Source organism: Clostridium chromiireducens (assembly GCF_002029255.1).
Lineage (GTDB): Bacteria > Bacillota > Clostridia > Clostridiales > Clostridiaceae > Clostridium > Clostridium chromiireducens.
Map to the genome: position 1 here is coordinate 1 of NZ_MZGT01000004.1, position 23,625 is coordinate 23,625.

General features: G+C 29.1%; 21 protein-coding genes, 2 tRNA genes and 1 rRNA gene. 18 read left to right on the forward strand and 6 right to left on the reverse strand.

Translation table 11 applies throughout. The annotated features are described in order from the left end of the window. Window positions 1-182 precede the first annotated feature (182 nt). Complete coding sequence (locus tag CLCHR_RS01690) at window positions 183-914, reverse strand: NAD-dependent protein deacylase (RefSeq protein WP_079437928.1); 732 nt, start codon at window positions 912-914, stop codon at window positions 183-185. A gap of 315 nt (window positions 915-1,229) precedes the next feature. Between CLCHR_RS01690 and CLCHR_RS01695 the strand changes: the two genes are divergently transcribed. From CLCHR_RS01695 to CLCHR_RS01705, 3 genes are all read left to right on the forward strand, one after another. Then, window positions 1,230-1,538, forward strand: coding sequence for a 2Fe-2S ferredoxin (locus tag CLCHR_RS01695; RefSeq protein WP_079437929.1), 309 nt, complete (start codon window positions 1,230-1,232; stop codon window positions 1,536-1,538). A gap of 422 nt (window positions 1,539-1,960) precedes the next feature. Then, window positions 1,961-2,077: ribosomal RNA gene (gene rrf / locus CLCHR_RS01700) — 5S ribosomal RNA — on the forward strand. Window positions 2,078-2,082: 5 nt separating this feature from the next. Continuing rightward, window positions 2,083-2,158: transfer RNA gene (locus CLCHR_RS01705), tRNA-Phe, on the forward strand. A 128-nt stretch (window positions 2,159-2,286) separates the two neighbouring features. Here the strand turns inward: CLCHR_RS01705 and CLCHR_RS01710 are convergent. Continuing rightward, window positions 2,287-2,697, reverse strand: coding sequence for a DUF3785 family protein (locus CLCHR_RS01710; protein WP_079437930.1), 411 nt, complete (start codon window positions 2,695-2,697; stop codon window positions 2,287-2,289). A 204-nt stretch (window positions 2,698-2,901) separates the two neighbouring features. Continuing rightward, window positions 2,902-3,579: a uracil-DNA glycosylase gene (locus CLCHR_RS01715; RefSeq protein WP_079437931.1), complete on the reverse strand. Its 678-nt coding sequence runs from the start codon at window positions 3,577-3,579 to the stop codon at window positions 2,902-2,904. A 182-nt stretch (window positions 3,580-3,761) separates the two neighbouring features. Between CLCHR_RS01715 and CLCHR_RS01720 the strand changes: the two genes are divergently transcribed. Further along, window positions 3,762-4,508 (forward strand): peptidylprolyl isomerase, encoded by a 747-nt coding sequence (locus CLCHR_RS01720; RefSeq protein WP_079437932.1) that lies wholly within the window; start codon window positions 3,762-3,764, stop codon window positions 4,506-4,508. Between the two features lie 479 nt (window positions 4,509-4,987). Here the strand turns inward: CLCHR_RS01720 and CLCHR_RS01725 are convergent, their stop codons facing one another. Further along, on the reverse strand, window positions 4,988-5,632 hold the full coding sequence (locus tag CLCHR_RS01725) for an HAD family hydrolase (protein WP_079437933.1): 645 nt from the start codon (window positions 5,630-5,632) through the stop codon (window positions 4,988-4,990). Between the two features lie 186 nt (window positions 5,633-5,818). Next, window positions 5,819-5,894: transfer RNA gene (locus CLCHR_RS01730), tRNA-Pro, on the reverse strand. Window positions 5,895-6,235: 341 nt separating this feature from the next. Between CLCHR_RS01730 and CLCHR_RS01735 the strand changes: the two genes are divergently transcribed. The 3 genes from CLCHR_RS01735 (at window position 6,236) to rsmI (ending at window position 9,263) form a co-directional block, all read left to right on the forward strand. Continuing rightward, window positions 6,236-7,468 carry a C40 family peptidase gene (locus tag CLCHR_RS01735; RefSeq protein ID WP_079437934.1) on the forward strand — a complete coding sequence of 411 codons (1,233 nt, stop codon included), beginning with the start codon at window positions 6,236-6,238 and terminating at the stop codon, window positions 7,466-7,468. A 198-nt stretch (window positions 7,469-7,666) separates the two neighbouring features. Beyond that, window positions 7,667-8,416 carry a tRNA1(Val) (adenine(37)-N6)-methyltransferase gene (locus CLCHR_RS01740; protein ID WP_079437935.1) on the forward strand — a complete coding sequence of 250 codons (750 nt, stop codon included), beginning with the start codon at window positions 7,667-7,669 and terminating at the stop codon, window positions 8,414-8,416. A 1-nt stretch (window position 8,417) separates the two neighbouring features. Next, window positions 8,418-9,263 carry a 16S rRNA (cytidine(1402)-2'-O)-methyltransferase gene (gene rsmI / locus CLCHR_RS01745; RefSeq protein WP_079437936.1) on the forward strand — a complete coding sequence of 282 codons (846 nt, stop codon included), beginning with the start codon at window positions 8,418-8,420 and terminating at the stop codon, window positions 9,261-9,263. 183 nt (window positions 9,264-9,446) lie between these two features. Here rsmI and CLCHR_RS01750 read toward each other — a convergent pair whose 3' ends face one another. Beyond that, window positions 9,447-9,692: an AbrB/MazE/SpoVT family DNA-binding domain-containing protein gene (locus CLCHR_RS01750; RefSeq protein ID WP_012061035.1), complete on the reverse strand. Its 246-nt coding sequence runs from the start codon at window positions 9,690-9,692 to the stop codon at window positions 9,447-9,449. A gap of 558 nt (window positions 9,693-10,250) precedes the next feature. Here CLCHR_RS01750 and CLCHR_RS01755 point away from each other — a divergent pair. The 11 genes from CLCHR_RS01755 to CLCHR_RS01805 all read left to right on the forward strand — a co-directional run bounded on the left by CLCHR_RS01755 (window position 10,251) and on the right by CLCHR_RS01805 (window position 23,344). After that, a complete protein-coding gene (locus tag CLCHR_RS01755) occupies window positions 10,251-10,841 on the forward strand; it encodes a DUF1836 domain-containing protein (RefSeq protein ID WP_079437937.1) in 591 nt (196 codons plus the stop codon). 155 nt (window positions 10,842-10,996) lie between these two features. Further along, window positions 10,997-13,279 carry an ATP-dependent DNA helicase gene (locus tag CLCHR_RS01760; RefSeq protein ID WP_079437938.1) on the forward strand — a complete coding sequence of 761 codons (2,283 nt, stop codon included), beginning with the start codon at window positions 10,997-10,999 and terminating at the stop codon, window positions 13,277-13,279. 417 nt (window positions 13,280-13,696) lie between these two features. Then, window positions 13,697-14,878 (forward strand): DegT/DnrJ/EryC1/StrS family aminotransferase, encoded by a 1,182-nt coding sequence (locus CLCHR_RS01765; protein WP_079437939.1) that lies wholly within the window; start codon window positions 13,697-13,699, stop codon window positions 14,876-14,878. Between the two features lie 28 nt (window positions 14,879-14,906). Next, window positions 14,907-15,479: an acyltransferase gene (locus CLCHR_RS01770; protein ID WP_079437940.1), complete on the forward strand. Its 573-nt coding sequence runs from the start codon at window positions 14,907-14,909 to the stop codon at window positions 15,477-15,479. A gap of 110 nt (window positions 15,480-15,589) precedes the next feature. Further along, window positions 15,590-16,900 carry a nucleotide sugar dehydrogenase gene (locus tag CLCHR_RS01775; protein ID WP_079437941.1) on the forward strand — a complete coding sequence of 437 codons (1,311 nt, stop codon included), beginning with the start codon at window positions 15,590-15,592 and terminating at the stop codon, window positions 16,898-16,900. A gap of 400 nt (window positions 16,901-17,300) precedes the next feature. After that, window positions 17,301-18,488, forward strand: a complete 1,188-nt coding sequence (gene dltD / locus CLCHR_RS01780) for a D-alanyl-lipoteichoic acid biosynthesis protein DltD (RefSeq protein WP_079437942.1) — start codon at window positions 17,301-17,303, stop codon at window positions 18,486-18,488. A 126-nt stretch (window positions 18,489-18,614) separates the two neighbouring features. Then, complete coding sequence (gene dltA / locus CLCHR_RS01785; RefSeq protein ID WP_079437943.1) at window positions 18,615-20,129, forward strand: D-alanine--poly(phosphoribitol) ligase subunit DltA; 1,515 nt, start codon at window positions 18,615-18,617, stop codon at window positions 20,127-20,129. Continuing rightward, window positions 20,126-21,271, forward strand: a complete 1,146-nt coding sequence (dltB, locus tag CLCHR_RS01790; RefSeq protein WP_079437944.1) for a D-alanyl-lipoteichoic acid biosynthesis protein DltB — start codon at window positions 20,126-20,128, stop codon at window positions 21,269-21,271. Before dltA ends, dltB begins: the two co-directional genes overlap by 4 nt. 130 nt (window positions 21,272-21,401) lie before the next feature. Further along, on the forward strand, window positions 21,402-21,635 hold the full coding sequence (gene dltC / locus CLCHR_RS01795; RefSeq protein ID WP_079437945.1) for a D-alanine--poly(phosphoribitol) ligase subunit 2: 234 nt from the start codon (window positions 21,402-21,404) through the stop codon (window positions 21,633-21,635). Between the two features lie 437 nt (window positions 21,636-22,072). Further along, complete coding sequence (locus CLCHR_RS01800; protein ID WP_079437946.1) at window positions 22,073-22,912, forward strand: YihY/virulence factor BrkB family protein; 840 nt, start codon at window positions 22,073-22,075, stop codon at window positions 22,910-22,912. An 84-nt stretch (window positions 22,913-22,996) separates the two neighbouring features. Then, complete coding sequence (locus CLCHR_RS01805; RefSeq protein WP_079437947.1) at window positions 22,997-23,344, forward strand: single-stranded DNA-binding protein; 348 nt, start codon at window positions 22,997-22,999, stop codon at window positions 23,342-23,344. The last annotated feature ends 281 nt before the right edge of the window (window positions 23,345-23,625 follow it).

Below are 23,625 nucleotides of genomic sequence, written 5' to 3' on the forward strand. Positions count from 1 at the left end.
TATTATGGCTTTACAAATTGTATATAAATAAAAATGGGGGAGAGGCGATTAAATATTGAAGTTAAATACTTCATTATTATTTATTACCATATTAAATTTATTTATACATATTTTAGAGTGAAAATTTTATTATTGAATGGAATGATTACTTTAAAGTCTTGATAGCTAATATTTTACATAAACTATAACATTTTTAAGGCATCGCATAAAACTTTTCCAAAAGAATCATTAATGACTAAATCAGCTTTAGAATCAGCTGAAGTAGAACTTTTATTTATCAGCACAAGATTCTTACCTTTAAAATAATTTATAAGCCCTGCCGCAGGGTAAACAACAAGTGATGTTCCACCAATGATAAGTGTATCAGCTTTAGAAATTGCAGCTACTGCACTGCTAATTACCTTATCATCTAGGCCTTCCTCATAGAGAACCACATCTGGTTTAACAGCTCCACCACATTTAGTACAGGTAGGAACTCCTTCAGCGGCTAAAATAAATTTGGCATCATAGAATTCATTACACTTAATACAATAATTCCTATGAACAGATCCATGAAGCTCGAATACATTCTTGCTGCCAGCCATTTGATGAAGTCCATCTATGTTTTGAGTTACTATAGCTTTTAACTTTCCCATTTCTTCAAGTTTAGCTAATGCTAAATGTCCATTATTCGGTTTAGCCTCAGGATAGATAAGTTTTGATTTATAAAACCTAAAAAACTCTTCTGGATATCTAATATAGAATGTATGTGATACTAATTGTTCTGGGGTAAATGTAGCGTTTAATTTTTGGCTAAATAAACCTGTTGAACTTCTGAAGTCTGGAATATTGGACTCAGTGCTAATACCAGCTCCGCCGAAGAAAACTATGTTATTACTTTCCTTTAAAATCTTTGATAATTTTTCAATACTCATAAAAAACCTCCAATTATGATTTATTTTAATTCTTTAAAATACTGGTTATTAATTTTATTATTGCACAATTATTGGAAAAGATAAAATAGATATATTTCTCTAAAAATAATTGCTAAATTAAACATTTGATGATAAAATGGAAAAAATAATAAAAAGTTTAGTGTAAAAAATTAATACAATTAAAACTGAAAAAAGAAAAGAATTTATCATAAAATGATGTTTACCTCAATTTTGTTATTTTTAGTTATTTAGTACTTAGATTTTGACAATATGGAGGAAAATATAAATATTAGTTTAAGAAAGAGGGGAAGTAAAATGATTAGTTTAAAACATCATATTTTTGTTTGTGCAAGCTGTAGAGTTAATGGAATGCAAAAGGGAATGTGCTTCAGTAAAGATTCGGTAAAGGTTGTGCAAAAGTTTATGGAAGAAGTCGAGGATAGGGATCTAATAAATGAAGTAATGGTTACTAACACTGGATGCTTAGGAGTATGTAACAAAGGACCAATCGTAGTGGTTTATCCAGAAGGTACTTGGTACGGAAATGTAACTATTGACGATGTTGAAAGAATTATGGATGAACATATTGAAGGTGGAAAAGTAGTAGAAGAATTAGTTATCTAAAGAATCTATTTTGCATATAAAGAAAGAAGTCTAAGTATGAAATTGCTTACATTTTACATATATGCTCAATCTAAATGGAAAGAAGAGGTATACATGCCTCTCTTTTTTAGTTTATTAGAAAAATTTATAGTAGAGAAATTTCAATATTTCTAGTTGCAATATATAATCAAAAATATATTTTAACATCAAATAATAAATAATGATAAATTAGCTTAATTAAAAGATATAGAAGTTTGCTGTATTAATTTAGTTAAGATATGATGCACAAAATGTACTGGCGTTAATTTTTTATATATTTAAGATAAAATTAGTGATTTAATATGTAGTGCATGAAGAATGTACTTTTGATTTGAAAAAATTATTAAAAAAATTTGAGAAATGTGTTGACATAATATCCATATCTCGATATAATACTACTTGTATCTGGTGATGACGGCGTAGAGGTAACACTCCTTCCCATTCCGAACAGGAAAGTTAAGGTCTACAGCGCTGATGGTACTGCATGGGAGACTGTGTGGAAGAATAAGACGTTGCCAGGTAATATGGCTCGATAGCTCAGTCGGTAGAGCAGAGGACTGAAAATCCTCGTGTCACTGGTTCGATTCCAGTTCGAGCCACCAAAATAAAAAGCACTAACTTAAAGTTAGTGCTTTTTATTTTTAGAATAATGTCTGAAATAAGTGACATTTAGAATAGCAAGATTGCACTTCTAAATAGCACTTATTAATTTTTTAGGTGTTAAGGAATGTTAAACCGTACATTGTTCAACATTTATAGAGTAGTTACCACAGCTAGGACACACTGTTACGCTAACTATATAGCTATCATCAATTTTGCCTAAGCCAAAAAGTTTGTTGAAAGATGTATTTTTGTATTCATTACTAATAGTATTAATTATATACTCATTATCCTTTGTATAAATGTAATAGTGGTATTCGAGATAACGATATGATTTATTTATTTGTTCTTGAGCATCGCAGGAACATTTATCAGCATAATATTCATTTGAAAAACTTACTTCTTCGCCTTCGTTTAAAGCATTTAAGACCATATCTACTGATAAGCCATTAACTTCGCTTTCGTCAGCAAAAAATATTCCGTCACAATTATTTTGTGTTAGTATGTATTCTTTATTATCATAGGTAAATTTATAATCCATAAAATAATCCTCCTAAGACTAGAGTCTAGATTTTATATTTGGATACTCAAGCTTACTAAGCCAAGATACTTAATTGAGTTTCCATATAATCATTATACACTAAATAAATTAGTTATTAGTGCAGCCCTTAATATTTTTTCTCATACATGTGAGCATATTATAAAGAATAACATAAAGTAAACAGATTTACTTTATGTTATATTTTTATATATTTTCAATTTGCCAATCAATTGGTGCCTGGTTTGTAGATATGAGGAATTCATTTGTTTTTGAAAAAGGTTTGCTGCCAAAGAATCCTCTTGCTGCTGATAATGGACTAGGATGAACAGATTTTATTATGTAATGCTTAGAATTAGTAATTAAGCTAGTTTTTGAAATGGCATTATTCCCCCAAAGAATAAAGACTATAGGAGTATCTTTTTTATTTAAAATTTCAATGATTTTGTTAGTGAACTCCTCCCAACCCTTATTCTTATGAGAATTAGCTTCTCCGGCTCTAACTGTAAGTACTGTATTCAATAATAAAACACCTTGATCGGCCCACCTTTTGAGATATCCATTGTTTGGAATATAACAACCTAAATCAGTATGTAATTCTTTATATATATTAATTAAAGATGGTGGTGCTTTCACACCGGGATTAACAGAAAAACTTAATCCGTGTGCTTGATTTGGACCATGGTAGGGATCCTGACCAAGTATAACAACCTTGACATTTTTATAAGGTGTAAAATGAAGTGCATTAAAAAGATCATACATATTAGGATATATAACTTTAGAGTTATATTCATTTACTAAAAATTTTCTAAGATTAATATAATAGTCTTTTTGGAATTCAGATTCTAAATAATTATTCCAATCGTTTTTTAATATTTCAGACATAAAATCACCCAATAATTATTATAACATTTTATTACAAGTTTATGTATAATGTATCTTTCACTATGTAAATTTCAAATTTATTTAGTTATATTATTGTTAGTCACGGCAGATACTGTTAAAATGAAAGGTATATAACAAAATGTTAAGTAATATAAAAAATAAGTATATAAAGGAGAATTTACATGGAAAATAAGGTATTAGCTATTGCAGCAGGAAATGAAATAACAGAAAAAGACTTAAATGCGATAATCTCAAGATATCCTCAAGAACAAAGAGGGGCTCTACAAAATGAAGCAAAAAGAAATCAATTAATAGAACAATTAATCTCATTTGAGTTAATGAATAAATTTGGAAAAGAAATAGAATTAGATAAAACACAAGAATATAAAGAAGCTATGGAGAATATATCAAAAGAAGTTATAACTTCAATGGCAATAAATAAAGTATTAGGTGATGTTACTGTTACAGATGAAGAAGTTAAAAAGTATTATGAAGATAATAACGAATCTTTTGGTCAACCAGCAACAGTTGCTGCTAGACATATATTAGTTGAAACAGAAGAAGAAGCTAATAAAGCAAAAGAAGAAATTTTAAGTGGTAAGATATCTTTTGGTGATGCTTCGATGAAATATTCAATGTGTCCATCGAACCAACAAGGTGGAAGTTTAGGCGAATTTTCAAAAGGAATGATGGTTCCAGAATTTGAAGAAGCTGCTTTTACAGCAGAAATAGGTGTGATAACTGAACCAGTTAAGACTCAATTCGGATATCATTTAGTATTAGTAGATGCAAAAAATGAAGCATCAGTTAAAAGTTTTGATGAAGTTAAGGACGATGTTTTAAATCAATTAATAAAAGAAAACCAACATAAGAAATATGATCAAATACTAAAAGAGTTAGAAGGAAAATATGGAGTAGAAAGAAAGTAAATCCATATACAAAAGGTATTGTGAAGAACTTAAAGTGAAGCAATGAACAACCGAAAGAGAATACATATATGTTCCACAGAGCTATGAAAAATTTCGCTGAGCATATCTAAATGGAAAGTTGTACCCACGTCTGCGTGTTCCTGTGACAAGCACAGGACAGGCAGACGTGGAACAACTTCCCGTTAAGATATGCAGCAGCTTATTTTTCAATGCTTGTTCCACATATATGTATTCTCTTTCTTTGTTTTGCTATCACTTTAAGTATTTCACATATACATATTAAAGAATATATGAGTATTGTATTATAAATATATAAACTATATGAAAAGTCTTGAATATTAATTCCTTAAAGGTATCGTAGCTAGAGAAATATAAAAATACCTGTATAAATATATTCCATTTCGGTTGATTATAAGTAAACTTAAAGTATCATCATTCTATATTTCGGTACTACACAATACCTTTCAATAGGTGAACTTTTACAGTAAATCTAGAAAAGAATCAATATATTTATCGGCATATTTAAGAAGCTCGTCCTTAGGAGCGGAGCATTCATAATCATTTACTGCAATTACTTTCATGTTGGCAGCCTTTGCTCCTTGCATTGCTGGAAGTATATCTTCAAATACTAGACAATCCTCAGGATTAATTCCTAACTTAGTTGCTGCTAGTAGGTAGACATCAGGAAAGTTTTTACCTTTGGTAACTTCATCTGTAGTTGTAATTGAATCAAAATAAGCATATATCCCATTATTTTTTAAGCAGGATTCTAATAGGGGAATAGAGTTACTAGTAGCTAGAGCAATTTTTATATTTAAAGATTTTAAGTGATCCAAAAACTCTTTTACACCTAATTTAAGTTTAACATTATTAGAATAATGATTAAACGCCATATTGTGCCAATCAATTAATATTTTCTCGATTGAATCGTCAATGTTAAATCTTTTTTTGAAATAGACAGCGGTCTGCTGAAAGCTTAAATGCTCAATCTCGTTTCTTAAGTCGTCAGGCATAGAATGGCCTTTCATTTGAAGATAATCAACATCAATTTGGGACCAAACCCACATGGAATCCACTAAAGTGCCATCTAAATCAAATATTACGCCTTTTATATTAGTTAACATGGAAACCTCCTAAATTTGTTTGGTATAGTTTTATTACTTATCTGAATCTTATAGGATAGTTAGCATCGTATATTATCATAAGTGGTAAAATAAAATTGTACTATTTTGAATGTGTAATATTAAAAATAGTAAATAAAAAAACTTAAGGATTTTTCCTTAAGTTATAAGAATTTTTAATTATATTCTTGGTCGGGGTGACAGGGATTGAACCTGCGACCTCATGGTCCCAAACCACGCGCGCTCCCAGCTGCGCCACACCCCGATATATTTATAATTATATGATCAAGTATAGTTATTGTCAAGTTTTTTAGTTAGGATATGAGATTAAATTTAGTATAAAAAAATAGTCCTTCGGTATAAAAAGGAAAAATATTTTGAAAATAATGGAATATAACTATTGATGTAAAGGTTATGATTGAGCTATAATAAGAAATGTAAAGAATGACTTAGAAAAAGAGGGGAATCCGGACGATATATATATATTATTAGAATAAACTAAGTATTCGCCATATAGACGAATTGTCCATCTTTACTGAAAGTGTTATAATTATGTAGTAATTTAGAAAAAATGGAGGAGGGAAGGTTTTAAAAGACCGATGATAGATGAGAAGTAGAGTTTTAGCTATTATGTTAGCTACCGTAATCGTTATAGGTAATTCGGTACCAGCGTTTGCGACGCCAGATAATCAACAGTTAAGTGATTCGAGACAGAAATATGCAGAAATTGAAAGCAAGATATCAGACATCCAGAATAAGATTTATGATTTAGATATACAAATAGAGCCACTACAATTAACGGTGGATAAAAACACAAAGGAAATAAAAAGTATTAATAATGTCATTGATAATACTACAAAAGATATTGATCAATGCAAAAAGGAAATTAATACGTTGGATTTAGCTTTAGGACAAAGAGTTAAAGCAATGTATATGTCTGGTGATTTAGAATTCAGTTATTTGAACTTTATACTTGAATCAGAATCAACAAGTGATTTCTTTTCTAGAGCAGAGGCAGTAAGCAAGATTATAGGTAAAGATAAATCTGCAATAGAGGATATTACAAGTAAAAAAGAAGAATTAAACAATAAGATACAGTCTTTGGAAGATAAAAAAGTTGAAATAGACAAACTTAATAAAGAAATAAAAGCAAGTTTAAATGAATTAGATGGAAAGAAAAAAGAAGAGGAAGCATTAGCTGTTCAAGCTAAAGAAGAAAAGAAGAATTTTGATGCACAATATTTATCACAGCTTGAAAAAGATCTTATAAAGCCTCAAATAGATGCATTAAATAATTCAAATGCTTCAGCTGCAGAACTTCAGGCGGCAATCGATCAACTAAGAAGGATTAGAGATAATCAAATTAAGAGTGAGATTGTTACTAATGAAATTAATGATAAGATAGAAAAGGCTAAATTAGTAGTAGCATCAAAAAAAGCGGCTGAAACAAAAATATCTAAACCAAGTAGAGGTGGAAAAGTATCTGTACCATCAGCAGGAAATGCTCAGGCAATTTTAAATGCGGCATATGCTCAGTTAGGAAAGCCTTATCAATGGGGTGCAACAGGTGTATCAACATTCGATTGTTCAGGATTTACACAATATGTATATGAAAATGCTGCAGGAGTTGATATATCAAGAACAACATATTCACAAATCAATGAAGGACAAGCAGTTAGCCAAGGTGATCTTCAACCTGGAGATTTAGTATTTACTCATCCAGGCCATGTTGGTATATATGTTGGTAATGGGCAAATGATCCATGCACCACAAACAGGAGATGTAGTTAAAGTAGGTCCTGTTTATAGTTTCTATGCAGGAAGAAGAATTGTAAAGTAGTTGACATAAGAAATTAGTTGTTAATATATGATTTAAGGCTAAAGCCCTTCTGTAACCACACAGAAGGGCTTTTTTTATTTAATGTGTGATGCTATAATGTGAAATGTATGATTAGTAATAATTTTTCATATGATAGAATTAATTATCCAAATTAATGAAGTGTAATTAAACACATTTATAAAGTAAGGGAAGAATAATATGAATGGTGAATTAGAATATATAAGAGAAGATGAAACTATAGATGATCTGCAACTTAAAGGTTTAAATCTAATCCAAAAAAAGGATGGATTTAAATTTGGAATAGATGCTGTTTTGCTATCAGATTTCGCTAATGTAAAAAGTAAGCATAAAGTAATGGATCTATGCACGGGAACAGGGATCGTTCCATTTTTGTTATATGGAAAGTATGGGCCACAAAGCGTATATGGATTAGAAATTCAAGAAGAAATGGTTGACATGGCAAAGAGAAGTGCAAAATTAAACTTACTAGGAGAACAAATTAAATTTTTTCAAGGAGATTTAAAAAATATAGGCAAATTAAAGCAATTTGAAAAGTTTGATGTAGTCACTGTAAATCCTCCTTATAAATTGAATAGCGCTGGAATTATAAATACTAATGATAAGTTAGCGATTGCTAGGCACGAAATATTATGTAATTTAGAAGATGTAATTATTGCATCTAGGATTTTATTAAAGGATAATGGGAGGCTTTTTATGATACATAGGCCTGAAAGATTAGCTGATATTTTCACTTTGATGAGAAAATATAAAATAGAGCCTAAGAGAGTAAAAATGATCCATCCTAAAATAGGTAAAGCTCCTAATATAGTATTAGTTGAAGGACAAAGGGATGGAGGAGCATACTTGAAGTGGGATGCACCATTATATGTTTATGATGATAATGGGAAGTATACTAAGGAAATAGACTCAATATATTGGAGGATATAGTATGGAAAATGGAAAATTATATTTAGTACCAACTCCTATTGGTAATCTGAAAGATATAACACTAAGAGCATTGGAAACTTTGCGGGACGTAGAGATAATAGCGGCTGAAGATACTAGGCAGACGTTAAAATTATTAAATCATTTTGAAATAAAAAAGCCTTTATTGAGTTATCATAAATTCAATGAGCAAATCAAGAGTGATAAGATTATAGAAATGCTTACTGAAGGGAAAAATATTGCATTGGTATCTGATGCTGGAACGCCTGGGATATCAGATCCAGGAAGTGTAATAGTAAAAAGGTGTATAGAAGAAGGACTTGATTTTGAGGTGCTTCCAGGAGCAACTGCTATAACTACAGCTTTAGTTTATTCAGGATTAGATACTACGAAATTTTTATTTAGAGGATTTTTGCCCAGAGAGAATAAGGAACGCAGAGCAATAACGGATCAACTTATGTTAAGTCAAGAAACGATTATATTTTATGAGGCGCCGCACAGATTAATAGATACATTAACATTTTTAAAAGAAACTTTTGGCCATAGAAATATTGCAGTATGTAGAGAATTGACGAAGATATATGAAGAAATTTATAGAGGAACTATAGGGGAAGCCATAGAATATTTTTTGAAAAGTAAACCAAGAGGAGAGTTTGTACTTGTATTAGAGGGAAAAAGGATTGAAGAAATAAAGGAAGAACAAAAGGAAACTTGGATCAATTTATCTATTGAGGAGCATATAATAAAATATATAAATGATGGCATTCCAAAGAAAGAAGCTATAAAGCTTGTTGCTAAAGAAAGAGAATTGCCAAAGAGTGAAGTATATAAATTCTCGACTAATATATAAGTACACCAAATTGTAATCTATATTTTGGTAAGATAAAAACTTCAATATTAATTCAAGAAAGCAAAAAAATACTTAGTTCTATTTTGTTGAATTCCATAATGAAAAAATAGACTATCTCGATAAAGGAGATAGTCTATTAAAAATCATAAATCTATATGATAATGGAAATTAAGTGTGTAAAATTTATCTATTAGTTTTAATTTCATCTAAACATTTAGTACAGATATTTTTACCTTTATAGTTAATTACATCTCTTGCATCTCCACAGAAAATACAAGCTGGTTCATATTTCTTTAAGATTATTTGTTCGCCGTCTACATAAATTTCTAATGCGTCCTTTTCAGCGATATCTAAAGTCCTTCTAAGTTCTATAGGAATAACTATTCTTCCTAACTCGTCTACTCTTCTAACTACACCTGTTGATTTCATAAAAAACTCCTCCTAATTCCATGATTCGACATTCTACTATGATATATTACCAAGTATGTAATATAAAGTCAATGGATATTTCACTTTAATTTATTAAAAAATTACAAATTTCAACGTTAAAAAACATCTTACATAAAATATACTACCATATTTTAGAAAAGTCAAGAGCATTTATTTGTAAAATTATAATATTTATTTTAAAAAAGCAGATTAAGGAAGTTTAGAAGAAAATCATCAAATCACCTAGAATACTGCATTGAGGATAAAATTAAACTTTTGGTACTAAGAATTGTTTTACATATAAAAGCATAAATTGAATTTATAGGGTAAAACATGAAAATGAGGATAATGTAAATAATTATGTCGATTGGTTACATAAATTAGATATTTTTTATGTTTTCTATTTAAAAAGATGTATATCTGCCGTATAATAATAATAGCTTAAGGAGAGTTTAGAATCATAAAGAATAAGTTTGTTAATGATGTTTGAGGTACCTTGTAATCAGTTGATGACTACTATATAATATATTTAAAATTGGAAAGTATAGGTGTATAGGGATGGAAAAAAATTTTGACTCTAATTATATAAAAGATTTGGCAGAAGAAATGTCTAAAAGTAGTTCGATTTCATATGAAGATCTTCCGAAGTATGATCTGTTTTTATCTCAAGTCATAGATTATCTAAACGATAAATTTGCAAATGAAAAGTTTACAAATAATATAGTTCAAAATTATACCAAAAGTGAGGTTATAACTAAACCAGAAGACGGTAAGAAAAGAGGATATACTAAAGTACACTTAATACAATTGGTTTTATTAAGTCACATGAGACCTCTTTTAACTACAGAAGAAATAAAAAAAGTTTTTAGACTAGCGTTTAATGAAGTCAACGATAGAACAGATGACATATTGTCTTGGGAAGAGACCTATAAAACTTTTGTGCAAATTCAAAAAGAGAGTTTTGATGATTATTTAGTTGCATCATTAAATAATGAAGATAGATTAGAAGAGTTAATAAAGAATTTTGATTTAAAAGAAAAAGACGAAGAAAGAATAAAAATTTTCTTATTAGTATTATCATTAATAGCAAAAGCAAGTGTTATTAAGAAATTAGTTCAAAGAATAGTTAACGAATATGAAACAGAATAGACTGTATAAGGATAGATAAATATAAAAGTTAAAACACTTACTTAATAAGCGGTTGTATTATTCAAGCTTATTAAGTAAGTGTTTTATAGATATAGTAGAATTAAAAGTACTCGTGATTTTAAGATATTAAAATTGATTACAGAGGGGAATAGATTATGGAAAAGATTGTTATAAGAGAATCTGTAAGAAATTTAGTTGAGTTTTGCTTAAAGAAAGGTGATATAGACAATAGATTTTCGGGAAGTGCAAGAGCTACAGAAGGTATAAAAGCACACCAAAAAATTCAAGAGGATAATGGGAAGGTCTATGAGGAATATCAAAAAGAGGTGTATCTATCTCATGAGTTTGAAATGGATAGAAGCATAATAAATATTGAAGGGCGAGCAGATGGAATAATTCAAGATGATAGAGTTATCATTGAGGAAATAAAATCTACATATAAGAGTTTTGCATATATTGATGATTCTAATGAGGTGCATTGGGCACAGGCAAAAGTATATGCTCTTATTTATGGAAAACAAAATGGAATTCAAGAGATTTATATTAGGTTATCATATATGCAGCTTGAGACAAATGAAGTGAAAAGCTTTGAAAAGAAATTCACAATAAATGAGCTAAACATATTTGTTTTTAATATATTAAAAGAATACGAGGAATTTAGTATTTTAGTTCTGGAGAAAAAAAATGCTAGAGATAATTCTATAAGAAGTATAAGATTCCCGTTTGAAAGATATAGAGAGGGTCAAAGAAAATTAATTAATATATCCTATCAAACAATAAAGGCTCAATCAATGCTATTTACTCAGGCGCCTACAGGGATAGGTAAGACCATATCAACTATTTTTCCATCTATTAAAGCATTAGGGGAAGGGCTAGGAAACAGGATAATATATCTAACTGCTAAAACTATAAACAAAGAAGTGGCTGAAGATACTTTCGAAAAATTAAGGCAAGGTGGTCTGAAATTTAAAAGTATTGTAATTACTGCAAAAGAAAAAGTCTGCATAAACACTACTTTTGATTGTAATCCTGAAAAATGTATATATGCTAAAAATTACTATGAAAAAGTGAAAGATGCAATATTTTACATTATTGAGAGAGAAGAAAGAATTTCCTCGGAAATATTGAAGAAATATGCTGAAAAACATGAAGTATGCCCGTTTGAACTTTCTCTAGATCTAAGTCTTTATTGTGATGGGATTATAGGCGATTATAATTATGTCTTTGATCCAAGGGTGTCGTTAGGAAGAATATTAGATAGTAAAGGGAATATAATTTTAGTTGATGAAGCACATAACTTAACAGACAGGGCAAGAAATATGTATTCAGCATCGCTTTCAAAAAGTCAAATACTAAAATGCAAAAAGCTAGCTAAAGGTAAGTTGAGTAAATTGCATTCTGTGTTGGGTAAAATTAACAATTGCTTTATTGATTTAAGAAATGAATGCGATCATAAAGAGGTTGAATGGTTTTATGAAGAGGATGCTCCTAAAGAATTGAGTAAGTACTTACAACTCTATTTAAAAGAAAGTGAAGAGATATTAGTAAGAGGAAATAAATTTGATGGTTATGAAGATATATTACAGTTATACTTTGATATAAATGCATTCACTTCCACAATGCAATTATATGATGAAAATTATAGGACTTGTATAGAAAAAGAATCTCAAGAACTTAAAGTGACATTGTTTTGCGTAGATCCATCTAAAAACTTAAAAGAATATTTAGGAAGATGCTATTCTGCGATTTTCTTCTCAGCGACTATATCACCAATTAAATATTATATAAGTATGCTTGGAGGGCATGATGAAACATATAGATTAAAACTTCCATCACCATTTAAAAAAGAAAATCTAAAGGTCTATATTAGTGCAATTAATATTAGATATGCCTATAGGCAAAAAACGTTGCAACTAGTGAAAAGTAAAATTTACAATTTTGTAAATGAGAAAATTGGAAATTACATTGTATTTTCACCTTCATACGCGTACATGGAGATGTTGTATAATGAAGTCAATAATTCAAATATAGAAAAGTTCGAGATTTTAAAACAAAAACCTAATATGAGTGAGGAAGAAAAAAGTGAGTTTTTACGAAGTTTCAAGAACTGCAATAACCTAATAATGTTTTGTGTGCTTGGAGGTATGTTTTCAGAGGGAATCGATTTGCCAGGAGAACAATTAATAGGGAGTATAATAATTGGGGTTGGATATCCAATGATAGATATGAAGAATGAAATAATAAAAGATTTCTATAAGGAAAATGGATATGACTATGCTTATGTATTTCCGGGTATAAATAAAGTCCAGCAGGCTGTAGGACGAGTAATACGAACAGAAAGTGATATGGGGAGAGTTTTGCTTATTGATGATAGGTATATAACTAGTAAATATAATATGCTGCTACCTAGTGAGTGGTATCCTATAAATAAATATTGACAATATTATGCATATTAAAGAAAATAAAAAAGTCTATTGTGCGATGAAATGTTATTATATGCAGCGTAGCTGCTCTCTTTCAATGTATATATGTTTCTCAAGCAGAGAAACATATTTGCCCAATAGGCTATTAGTAAATATACTGATAAAATTTGAGCAAAATAGATTAGAATGTAGAATTGTTATTTTTTGAATATGCCTTAAACTTAGTAAAACAAAAAGTTTATTTATCTATTTAAGTATGTTAAAATATTCATGTTGGTTTTGTGGAATAAAATGTACTATTATTAAATGTATGATATTTAATAAGTTTAATTTAGTTATTAACACAACCAAGAATTTTTCAAAATGTGGAGAATTCTAATTATTATGAGTAAATAAGAATAATATTTGAAGTAGAATTAAGGAGCGAGGAAAATGAACATTCCATTAATTGATTTAAAAGCTCAATATAAGTCTATTGCTGAAGATTTAGATAGAGTAACTAAAGAGGTACTCTCTTCTGCAAATTATATTATGGGTAAGAATGTAATAGAATTTGAAAAAGAATTTGCGGAATATATAGGAGTTAAGCATGCCATATCGGTAGGAAATGGAACTGATGCGTTGGTTATTGCATTAAAATCTTTAGGAATAGGAAATGGAGATGAAGTAATAACTTCAACATTTACTTATTTTGCTTCAGCAGAAGCTATTTCAGCAGTGGGTGCAACACCTGTTTTTGTTGATGTTGAAAAGGAAACATTTAATATAGATCCGACTAAGATAGAAGAAAAGATCACAAAAAAGACAAAAGCTATTATACCAGTCCATATTTTTGGGCAAAGTGCTAGAATGGACGAAATAAATGAAATAGCAAAAAAATATAAACTAAAAGTAATAGAAGATGCAGCTCAAGCGGTAGGTTCCAAATATAAAGGAAGAATGGTAGGAACTTTAGGTGATGTGGCTTGTTTTTCGTTTTTCCCAACTAAGAATCTTTCGTGTGCCGGTGATGGTGGAATGATAGTTACAAATGACGATAGTATTGCTACTATAGCAACGGCACTAAGAACACATGGAAGTGGAGAAAATGGGCAAAGAGCATACAATTTACTAAATAACATAACAGAAGAAGTAGAAACTTTCAAAGGCGGAGATGACACTGTATATAATCCATTAAAATATTATAATTATTTGATTGGATTTAATTCAAGACTTGATGCTATTCAAGCGGCAATTTTAAGAGTTAAGCTTCCGCACTTAAATGTTTGGAATGAAAGAAGAAGAGAAATCGCTAAGATATTTGATAGAGAATTAAAGGACTCAAATGTAGTAGTACCTACTATTGATAAGGAAAATGAAACTGTATATCATCAATATGTGCTTCAAAGTGATGATAGAGAGTCTATGTTAAGTAGGCTTAAAGAAAAAGGAGTAGCTACAGGAGTGTATTATCCAATTCCATTACATTTACAAAAGGTATATAAAGACCTTGGTTACAAGGAAGGTGATATGCCTGTTGCAGAATACTTATCAAATAGAACATTTGCAATACCAGTTTATCCAGAGTTAACAGAAAATGAGATAAATTATATAGTTGAAAGTATAAAAGCATAGTATTAAGATTGAATGTGAGGATTAATTTATGGATAAGAATTATTTTGTACATGAGTCAAGTTATGTAGATAATAATGTTAAAATAGGTGATGGAACAAAGATATGGCATTTCTCTCATGTGATGAGTAATTGTGAAATAGGTGAAAAATGCAATATTGGACAGAATGTCGTAATATCACCCGGAGTGAAAATTGGAAATGGAGTAAAAATACAAAATAATGTATCTGTTTATACAGGCGTAATTTGTGAAGATGATGTATTTTTAGGACCATCATGTGTATTTACTAATGTTGTAAATCCAAGAAGCTTTATTGAAAGAAAAAATGAATATAAGGATACCATAATTGGAAAAGGTGCATCTATCGGTGCCAATGTAACGATTGTATGTGGTCATAACATAGGAAAGTATGCTTTAATAGGAGCTGGAGCTGTAGTTACAAAACATATACCTGATTATGCGTTGGTGGTAGGTAATCCAGCGAGCTTGCTGGGATATGTGTGTCAATGTGGAGAAAAGCTAAGGTTTAAGGATAATCAGGCAATATGTAGTGTTTGCGGAAAGAAATATAGCAAAGATAAAGAAAAAGTTGACTGTATATAGTGATAAAGGATTATTGTAATTATTAGCAACATAATATAATTATGCATGGATTAACTTTATAAGTTGTGTTGTTAATAAATATTGTAGCTGTGAATTACAGGAGGTATAAAATGTTAAAACAACAATTATTAGATAAAATAAATAATAAAACTGCAAAAGTTGGCGTAGTTGGACTTGGCTATGTTGGATTACCATTAGCAGTAGAAAAAGCTAATGCAGGTTATCAAACTATAGGGTTTGATGTTCAAGAAGAAAAAGTAAATATGGTTAATGAAGGTAAGAATTATATTGGTGATGTTGTAGATGAAAATTTAAAAAAAATAGTTAAGGATAAGATTTTAAGAGCTACTACAGATTTTAGCTTCGTGAAAGATGTTGATACTATTTGTATATGTGTACCTACTCCATTAGATTTATATAAGCAACCAGATTTATCATATGTTGTAGATTCAACAAAAAGTGTAGCGCAATATTTACACAAGGGGATGCTTGTTATACTTGAAAGTACTACATATCCAGGGACGACTGAAGAGGTCCTTAAACCAATTCTAGAAGAGAGTGGACTAAAATGTGGAGAAGACTTTTTCTTAGCATTTTCACCAGAAAGAGTTGATCCAGGTAATAAGGAATTTAACACCAAAAATACTCCAAAGGTTGTTGGAGGATGCACAGCTGACTGTACGGAAGTTGCAGCTGCACTATATAAAAATATATTAGAAGGTGATATTCATACAGTATCATCACCAGCTGTAGCTGAAATGGAAAAAATCTTAGAAAATACCTTTAGAAATATAAACATTGGTTTAGCTAATGAAATGGCTATTCTTTGTAACAGAATGGGAATAGATGTATGGGAAGTTATAGATGCAGCAAAGACTAAGCCTTATGGATTTATGCCGTTTTATCCAGGTCCAGGTTTAGGAGGACATTGTATTCCGCTTGACCCATTTTATTTGGAATGGAAAGCTAAAGAGTATGATTATCATACAAGATTAATTGAAACTTCGGGAGAAATAAACGATTCGATGCCTGAGTTTGTATTAGATAATGTAATGAAAATATTAAATAAGAATAAGAAGGCACTAAATGGAGCTAAAGTTCTATTATTAGGTGTTGCATACAAAAATGATATTGATGATTATAGAGAATCACCAGCATTTAAAGTTATAGAATTATTAGAAAAGAATGGTGCTGACCTTATGGTAAATGATCCTTATTGCCCAATATCGAAGTATAAAGGTAAAGTTTATCATTCAGTAGACTGGACAGAGGTTATAGACGATGCGGACATAGTTATTATAACAACAAATCATGGCTGCTATGATTATGAATCAATCGTAACTAGAGCTAAGGTTGTATATGATACAAGGAATGCAACTAAGAATGTTACGAATAACAGAGAAAAGATTTATAAATTATAGTTTGTGAAATACTCAAAGTGAAGAAATGAACAAGCGAAATAGAATACATATATGTTCTGCAGTACTGTGAAAAATTTCACTGCCTGCTTCACATATATGTATTCTATTTGTGTTTTGTTGCTACTTTAAGCATTTCGCAGACACCTACCTAAATATTATATATTTGATTTATTATTAAAAGTATATATACACATTAGTAAAGATAGTAAATATTCTTTAATAAAGATATTGGTATTTAGTTTCTTTCAAATATCTTAATTTAATATTAAATTTTTTATATTAATGAATGCTTTGTTGACACCACTATAAATGAATAATATTATAAGTATAGAATAAATTAACTTTAAATATTAAATATTATAATTTTGCCATAGTTTAACGACAAAGAGGTTACTATAAAATGAAAAAAGTACTTAGTATATTGATACCTATGATAATAGCTGTTTTTATAACAACTTTAATAAATTCAGTATTGGATGAAAAGATAAATGTGTTAATAAAAGAAAAAGATATTAATTTAATGGGAAAAAAATTTTCAGATAACATAAAAGATAAAAGCTCGTTAGATAAGAAACTGCTATCGGATGCAGGAGATTTATTTATGCTTGGCTCCTCTGAAATGGGAGTTGATGTACCTCAAAACCCATTGAAGTTATTTCCTTTTAAGGGAGCAGAATATAATTTCAGTTGCTTTGGAAGAGCGTATTCTCAAAATTTGCAGCAAGCTGCCTATTTGGGTGGAGGAGATATAAAAGATAAACAAAAGGTTGTGTATATTCTTTCAATTCAATGGTTTGAGGATAAGAATGCTGTGGAACCTTATAATTTTGCGGTTAATTTTTCGGAAACACAATTTTATGCATTTTTAAATAATTCTAGAATAAGCAAGGAAAATAAGGAATACTATGCTAAGAGAGTATATGATTTTTTAACAAAAGCTAAAAAGTACCCGGCAGAGGCCTATTATGCAAAACTTTATCTAGATTCGGGCGTATTTGCAAATATTCAGAAGGCTGCATTTGAACCATACTATATAGCCAAAAAATATTTATTAAATATTCAAGATAAAGCATTAATTTATAATGAGCTCAAAGATTTACCAAATAAAAAAGATGGACAAACATTAAGAGAAATTGACTGGAATAAAGAATATGCAAAAATTGATGAGGAAAATAATAAAATAATATCTACCAATCAATTTAATTTAAATGATGAATATTATAATAAAAATTTAAAAGAAGAAATTGATAAGCATAGAGGTGAGAGTAAGTCAGAAAACCTTATGGAATCCAAAGAAATGGATGATTATAAATTCTTCTTAAGTGTTTGTAAAGATCTTAACATAGCACCATATATCGTGTTGCCACCAGTTAATGGATGGTATTATGATTATGTAGAGCTTACTAAAGATAAAAGGGATGAGTATTACAAAACCGTTAAAAATATAGCTGGAGAAAATGGATTTGATGTTCTTGATTTGCATGAATATGATTATAAAAAACAATTCTTAACAGATGCAAAACATCTAGGAAAAGAAGGGTGGCTTAAGGTAAGTGAAGAAATTTATAAGCATTTTAATAAGCAATAAGGATTTAAATAGGGGAGTAATATTTACTACTGTATTGATTTCAGCATTATTGGTATACTTTTTCTATTCGGCATCAGATTTGCCATTTGTATATAGTCAATTTTAATAGGGTAGAGGGATGAAATTATGAAAGTATTAGAAAGTATTGAAAGATTCGCACTAACTAATAGAATAGCAGTTGAATGTTTAGATAAATGCTTAAGTTATAAAGAATTAAAAGAATACTCAGATAAAATATCAATGTATTTATTAAAAGAATTTGGCGAGGATAGAACTCCAATTATTATATATGGTAATAAGGATAATTATATATTACCTGTAATGATGGGAGCTTTAAAGTCAGGTAGAGCATATATACCTCTAGACATTACATTTCCAGAAAACAGAGTGAGAGAAATTATAGAGGAGGTAAAGCCTAAAGTTATATTTAACTTTACTAATATTTCTTTGGAAGAAGATTCAGCATTAGAAGTAAAGGGAGATCAGATAGAAGATATTCTAAATATTTATTTTAGCGAATTGGCATCTAAGGAAACTTGGGTTAAGGATGAGGATAATTGTTATATATTGTTTACTTCTGGAAGTACAGGAAAACCAAAAGGAGTACAAATTACTAAAAGAAATATTGATACATTTGTAATATGGTTTGAAGAGTTTTTAGAGTTTGATGACAGCGAAGAAAAAGTTTTAAATCAAGTGTCGTATTCTTTTGATGTTTCAGTAATTCCTATTTTTATTGGTTTAGGTAATGGTAAAACATTATTTTCTCTAAATAAAGATACATTAGAAGACTTAAAATCACTATTTACGCAGCTAGCAAGTTCGAATATAAATCATTGGGTATCAACTCCTGCACTAGCGGAAATTTGCGTTACATTTGATGATTTCAATAGTATGAGAATAAGTGGATTATCAAAATTTGTTTTTGCAGGGGAAGTATTAACTAAAAAATTAGTTAAAGAGTTAATGAATAAATTTCCTAACGTTAAAATTATAAATGGTTATGGACCGACAGAGGCTACAGTGCTAATTTCAGCCATAGAAATAGATAATAATATGATAGAGTCAGAAAAAGGAATACCAATAGGATATCCGATTGATAGTTGTGAGCTAGGTATAATAGATGAGTCAGGGAATAGATTAAAACCAAAGGAAAAAGGCGAGCTTGTTGTAATTGGGAACAGTGTTAGTAAGGGATATTTAAATAATATAGAAATGACAGATAAGGCATTTTTCAAGGATAAAGCAGGAAATCAGGGATATAAAACTGGAGACTTAGCATATTATGAAGATGGGATAATATATTATTGTGGAAGAAAAGACTTTCAAATAAAATTAAATGGATTCCGAATTGAAATTGAAGATATAGAGAATAATTTAAGAAAAGTAACAAATATAAAAAATACAGTAGTCTTTCCAGTTTTTAACGAGGAACATAAAATCTCGCATTTAACAGCGTTTGTGGTTCTAAATGAAGATAATGAGTTATCGAATTTAAAAAACTCGACTCTTATAAAAAGCGAGTTGAAAAAGTTTATACCATCATATATGATACCTAGAAATATAAAGATTGTAAAAGAATTCCCATTAAATACAAATGGTAAGATAGACAGAAAGAAACTTATGGAGGATTTAAAATGACATTAGTTCAATACGGTGATTATTTTTATCTGTATGTGCTCGTGCTTGCTCTGATTCCAGCGGTTATTTTGGGAGTATTAGAAAAGAATATTAAATATTATGGAGTATTCATATCGATTTTAATGATTATAGCAGTTATGGGTATGGGTAAAATATTTCCGCTGTTTTTAATTGGAGAGATTGTATTAATTAAAGGCTATTCTGTTTTAAGAAAAAAAACAGATAACAAGTATTTATATTATATAGTTTTATTTTTGTCAATGTCGCCAGTAATTATTTTCAAAGTATCTGCTATTACAATTGAAAGAAGTATTGGGTTTATAGGTCTCTCATATCTAAATTTCAAGGCTATACAAATGATTATTGAGATATATGATGAAGCCATTAAAGAAGTTAGTATTATTAAAACATTATATTTCTTTTTGTTTTTTCCAACATTGATTTCGGGTCCGATTGATAGGTCAAGAAGATTTGAAGATGATCTAGAAAGAAAGATAAGTAGAAACGAATATATTAATGAATATTTATATCATGGAATAAAGCGCATAATTAGAGGTATTGTATATAAATTTATTTTAGCAAATTTAATTAATGCATTATGGATGAGTAAGATTTCAGAACATATAACGTTCAGCAGTTCCTTAAACTATATGTATGCATACAGCCTGTATCTTTTCTTTGATTTTGCAGGTTATACAGCTTTTGCAGTGGGAACAAGTTATATTTTGGGAATAAGGATGCCTGAGAACTTTAACAAACCATTTTTGAGCAAGGATATGAAAGAATTCTGGACTAGATGGCATATATCTTTATCTAAATGGTTTGGAGACTATATATATTCTAGATTTGTGCTAAACAGTATGAGAAAAAAGAGATTTAAAAATAGATTTGTAGCATCTCACATAGGACAGTTGCTTACTATGTTGATTATGGGAGCCTGGCATGATTTAAAGTGGTTCTATATTATATATGGACTTTATCAGGGGGCGGCTTTAGTAGGAACAGATATATATCAGAGGAAATCAAAGTTTTATAAAGCGCATAAAAAAGAAAAATGGTTTCAGTATATTGAAATAGTAGCTACATTTCATATAGCTTGCTTTGGGCTATTATTATTTTCAGGATATTTATTTGGCTCCTAGTTGAAATAATATGTCTGGTAATTCAGAAATTACTAATTAATATAGAGTGAAAATGTTTATCTTTATTAGAGTGATTATGCACATCAAATAAAATTGTATTTATGTACTATAGTAGGAGGGATTTGTAGTTATGGAAGAAAAAGTGTTAAATATATTAATAGAAGTAAGTGGTAATGATGATATTAGGGATGAAAAGGATGAGGATTTATTTGAAGCTGGTTTGCTTGATTCATTAGGAATTATAGAAGTTTTATTAAAAATTGAAGAAGTTTTTGGTTTGAGATTACAGCCTACAGATTTGGAGAAAAAGGATATGGCAACAGTAAATAATTTAGTAGAATTTCTAAATAATAAACTGAATTAGTATACATAATCAGTATATAACTTGGGTTTATAAATATAGTTTGCCGAAAGAAAAGTTATTCTGTCGCTTCGGTTGCTAGAAAATGGATATGAATTTCTACCAGTAAAAGTTTTAACCATTCCTGCATGCTCCTGAGATACAGCTCGGGAGCATGCAGGAATGGAACAACTTTTACTGAAGAAATCTCATATCCATTTTTTTAACGCAACACTGAGCAACAGAATAACTTTTTATTCTAGTATATTATATATTTCAAAATATAGAGACTAAACTCTTTGATTGTATACCTATATCATTTTTAAATGAGGATATTTTGATTTTAAAGAGAATTATTTTATATTTATAAAACTACATATAAATATAAAAATAGAATAAAATAAGTATTATATCTTAAATAAATTTTTAGCTATAGACAATAATTAGGAATTGGTGATTTTATGATAACTACAAAACATAAGTTAGATTTATTGATACATCTTATAGTAAAAGTAAAGAAGGATGATGTTTTTGCGTTGGCATCTCAATTAGCATATTATTTAGTATTATCATTTTTTCCATTCATGTTATTTTTAATGACGTTAATTGGATTTAGCAATTTGAGTTCTGGCGATATATTAGGACAATTAAGTGTTATGTTACCTAAAAGTGTAATAGAGTTAACTCAATCAACAATCATGGAAGTGTTTGATAATCAGTATACAGGACTATTAGGGATATCTATTGTATTAATGATATGGACATCTTCATCTGCTTTTAAGGCTATAATTAAAAGCATAAATAAAGCTTATAATTTCAAAGAAAATAGATCATTTATTAGGCTTTCTTTTATTTCTATGATGGGAATATTAGCGTTAGCTTTAACAATTATGCTAGCATTAACAATGTTGGTATTTGGTAATGTAATAGGTGAATATATAAGAAATATCAGGCCATTTTATAGAATAATGCTGATTATATGGAATATTTTTAGATATGCTTTTATATTTGTAATAATGATATTTATATTTGTAAGCATTTATAGATTAGCGCCAGCTAAAAAGCTTAGGTGGAAGGAAGTTTTTCCGGGTTCTATATTTAGTACATTAGGTTGGGTTTTGGTATCTTTTATTTTTTCGTTTTATATTGATAACTTTAGTAATTACTCTAGATTTTACGGGAGCCTTGGTGCGGTATTTATACTTATGTCTTGGCTGTTTCTAATATCGGTCATTTTTATTTTAGGAGTAGAAATAAATTTTGTTATAGCTGAAATTAAAAATAGAAACCGTTACTTATAGATTTTAGAAGTATTTTTTATTTTATTGAATATAAATCCTTTAAATGGGTATAACTTTAGAGGAAAAATATTCAGGAGGTAAAAAATGAATAAGATAATATTATTAGGAAGAGTAGTTAAGGACCCTGAACTTAGGCACACTGAGAATGGAGATAAAATCTATACTAAATTTACAATTGCTGTGCAAAGGAATTTTAGATTACCTGATGGAGTTAGAGAAGCGGATTTTATACCAATTAAGGTTTGGGGTAAAAAAGCTGAAGTGATAGTTAAATATGTTAAAAAAGGAAGTCTTATAACTTTAAGTGGAAGACTTAGAACAGGTAGTTATGAAGATAAGGAGGGAAATAGGAAGTATATAGCAGAAGTTGTTGCAGAAGATTTTAAATTCTTAGAAAATAAGAAAAATCAAGATCAAGTATTAGAGAATTAATAAATAATTTATGTGGATAATGGAATTTATCTAAGGTAATGGAAATTATAAAAAAAGTCCTTAGATAAAGTCCTCTAAATAGAAATATTATTCTATGTTTAATGATATTAAATGTAGAATAATAAAATATTTGATTAAAAAGTGTTGTAATTATATATGAATGTGTTATAATAAATATGTAAACGATATCTAGGAATTATTTTTCAATTATGGTGAGACAAAAAAAGAGATTATGAGGTAAAAAAAGAGCTAAAAGCTCTTTTTTTATTTGTAAAATGATA

What these genes read in the sequence shown, in the direction of transcription:
- CLCHR_RS01740 (WP_079437935.1), top strand. Translation starts at nt 7,667, where the DNA reads ATGAATGGTGAATTAGAATATATAAGAGAAGATGAAACTATAGATGAT.
- CLCHR_RS01695 (WP_079437929.1), top strand. Translation starts at nt 1,230, where the DNA reads ATGATTAGTTTAAAACATCATATTTTTGTTTGTGCAAGCTGTAGAGTT.
- dltB (WP_079437944.1), top strand. Translation starts at nt 20,126, where the DNA reads ATGACATTAGTTCAATACGGTGATTATTTTTATCTGTATGTGCTCGTG.
- CLCHR_RS01725 (WP_079437933.1), bottom strand. Translation starts at nt 5,632, where the DNA reads ATGTTAACTAATATAAAAGGCGTAATATTTGATTTAGATGGCACTTTA.
- CLCHR_RS01735 (WP_079437934.1), top strand. Translation starts at nt 6,236, where the DNA reads ATGAGAAGTAGAGTTTTAGCTATTATGTTAGCTACCGTAATCGTTATA.
- rsmI (WP_079437936.1), top strand. Translation starts at nt 8,418, where the DNA reads ATGGAAAATGGAAAATTATATTTAGTACCAACTCCTATTGGTAATCTG.
- CLCHR_RS01760 (WP_079437938.1), top strand. Translation starts at nt 10,997, where the DNA reads ATGGAAAAGATTGTTATAAGAGAATCTGTAAGAAATTTAGTTGAGTTT.
- CLCHR_RS01750 (WP_012061035.1), bottom strand. Translation starts at nt 9,692, where the DNA reads ATGAAATCAACAGGTGTAGTTAGAAGAGTAGACGAGTTAGGAAGAATA.
- dltA (WP_079437943.1), top strand. Translation starts at nt 18,615, where the DNA reads ATGAAAGTATTAGAAAGTATTGAAAGATTCGCACTAACTAATAGAATA.
- CLCHR_RS01710 (WP_079437930.1), bottom strand. Translation starts at nt 2,697, where the DNA reads ATGGATTATAAATTTACCTATGATAATAAAGAATACATACTAACACAA.
- CLCHR_RS01755 (WP_079437937.1), top strand. Translation starts at nt 10,251, where the DNA reads ATGGAAAAAAATTTTGACTCTAATTATATAAAAGATTTGGCAGAAGAA.
- CLCHR_RS01720 (WP_079437932.1), top strand. Translation starts at nt 3,762, where the DNA reads ATGGAAAATAAGGTATTAGCTATTGCAGCAGGAAATGAAATAACAGAA.
- CLCHR_RS01690 (WP_079437928.1), bottom strand. Translation starts at nt 914, where the DNA reads ATGAGTATTGAAAAATTATCAAAGATTTTAAAGGAAAGTAATAACATA.
- CLCHR_RS01775 (WP_079437941.1), top strand. Translation starts at nt 15,590, where the DNA reads ATGTTAAAACAACAATTATTAGATAAAATAAATAATAAAACTGCAAAA.
- dltC (WP_079437945.1), top strand. Translation starts at nt 21,402, where the DNA reads ATGGAAGAAAAAGTGTTAAATATATTAATAGAAGTAAGTGGTAATGAT.
- dltD (WP_079437942.1), top strand. Translation starts at nt 17,301, where the DNA reads ATGAAAAAAGTACTTAGTATATTGATACCTATGATAATAGCTGTTTTT.
- CLCHR_RS01800 (WP_079437946.1), top strand. Translation starts at nt 22,073, where the DNA reads ATGATAACTACAAAACATAAGTTAGATTTATTGATACATCTTATAGTA.
- CLCHR_RS01770 (WP_079437940.1), top strand. Translation starts at nt 14,907, where the DNA reads ATGGATAAGAATTATTTTGTACATGAGTCAAGTTATGTAGATAATAAT.
- CLCHR_RS01805 (WP_079437947.1), top strand. Translation starts at nt 22,997, where the DNA reads ATGAATAAGATAATATTATTAGGAAGAGTAGTTAAGGACCCTGAACTT.
- CLCHR_RS01715 (WP_079437931.1), bottom strand. Translation starts at nt 3,579, where the DNA reads ATGTCTGAAATATTAAAAAACGATTGGAATAATTATTTAGAATCTGAA.
- CLCHR_RS01765 (WP_079437939.1), top strand. Translation starts at nt 13,697, where the DNA reads ATGAACATTCCATTAATTGATTTAAAAGCTCAATATAAGTCTATTGCT.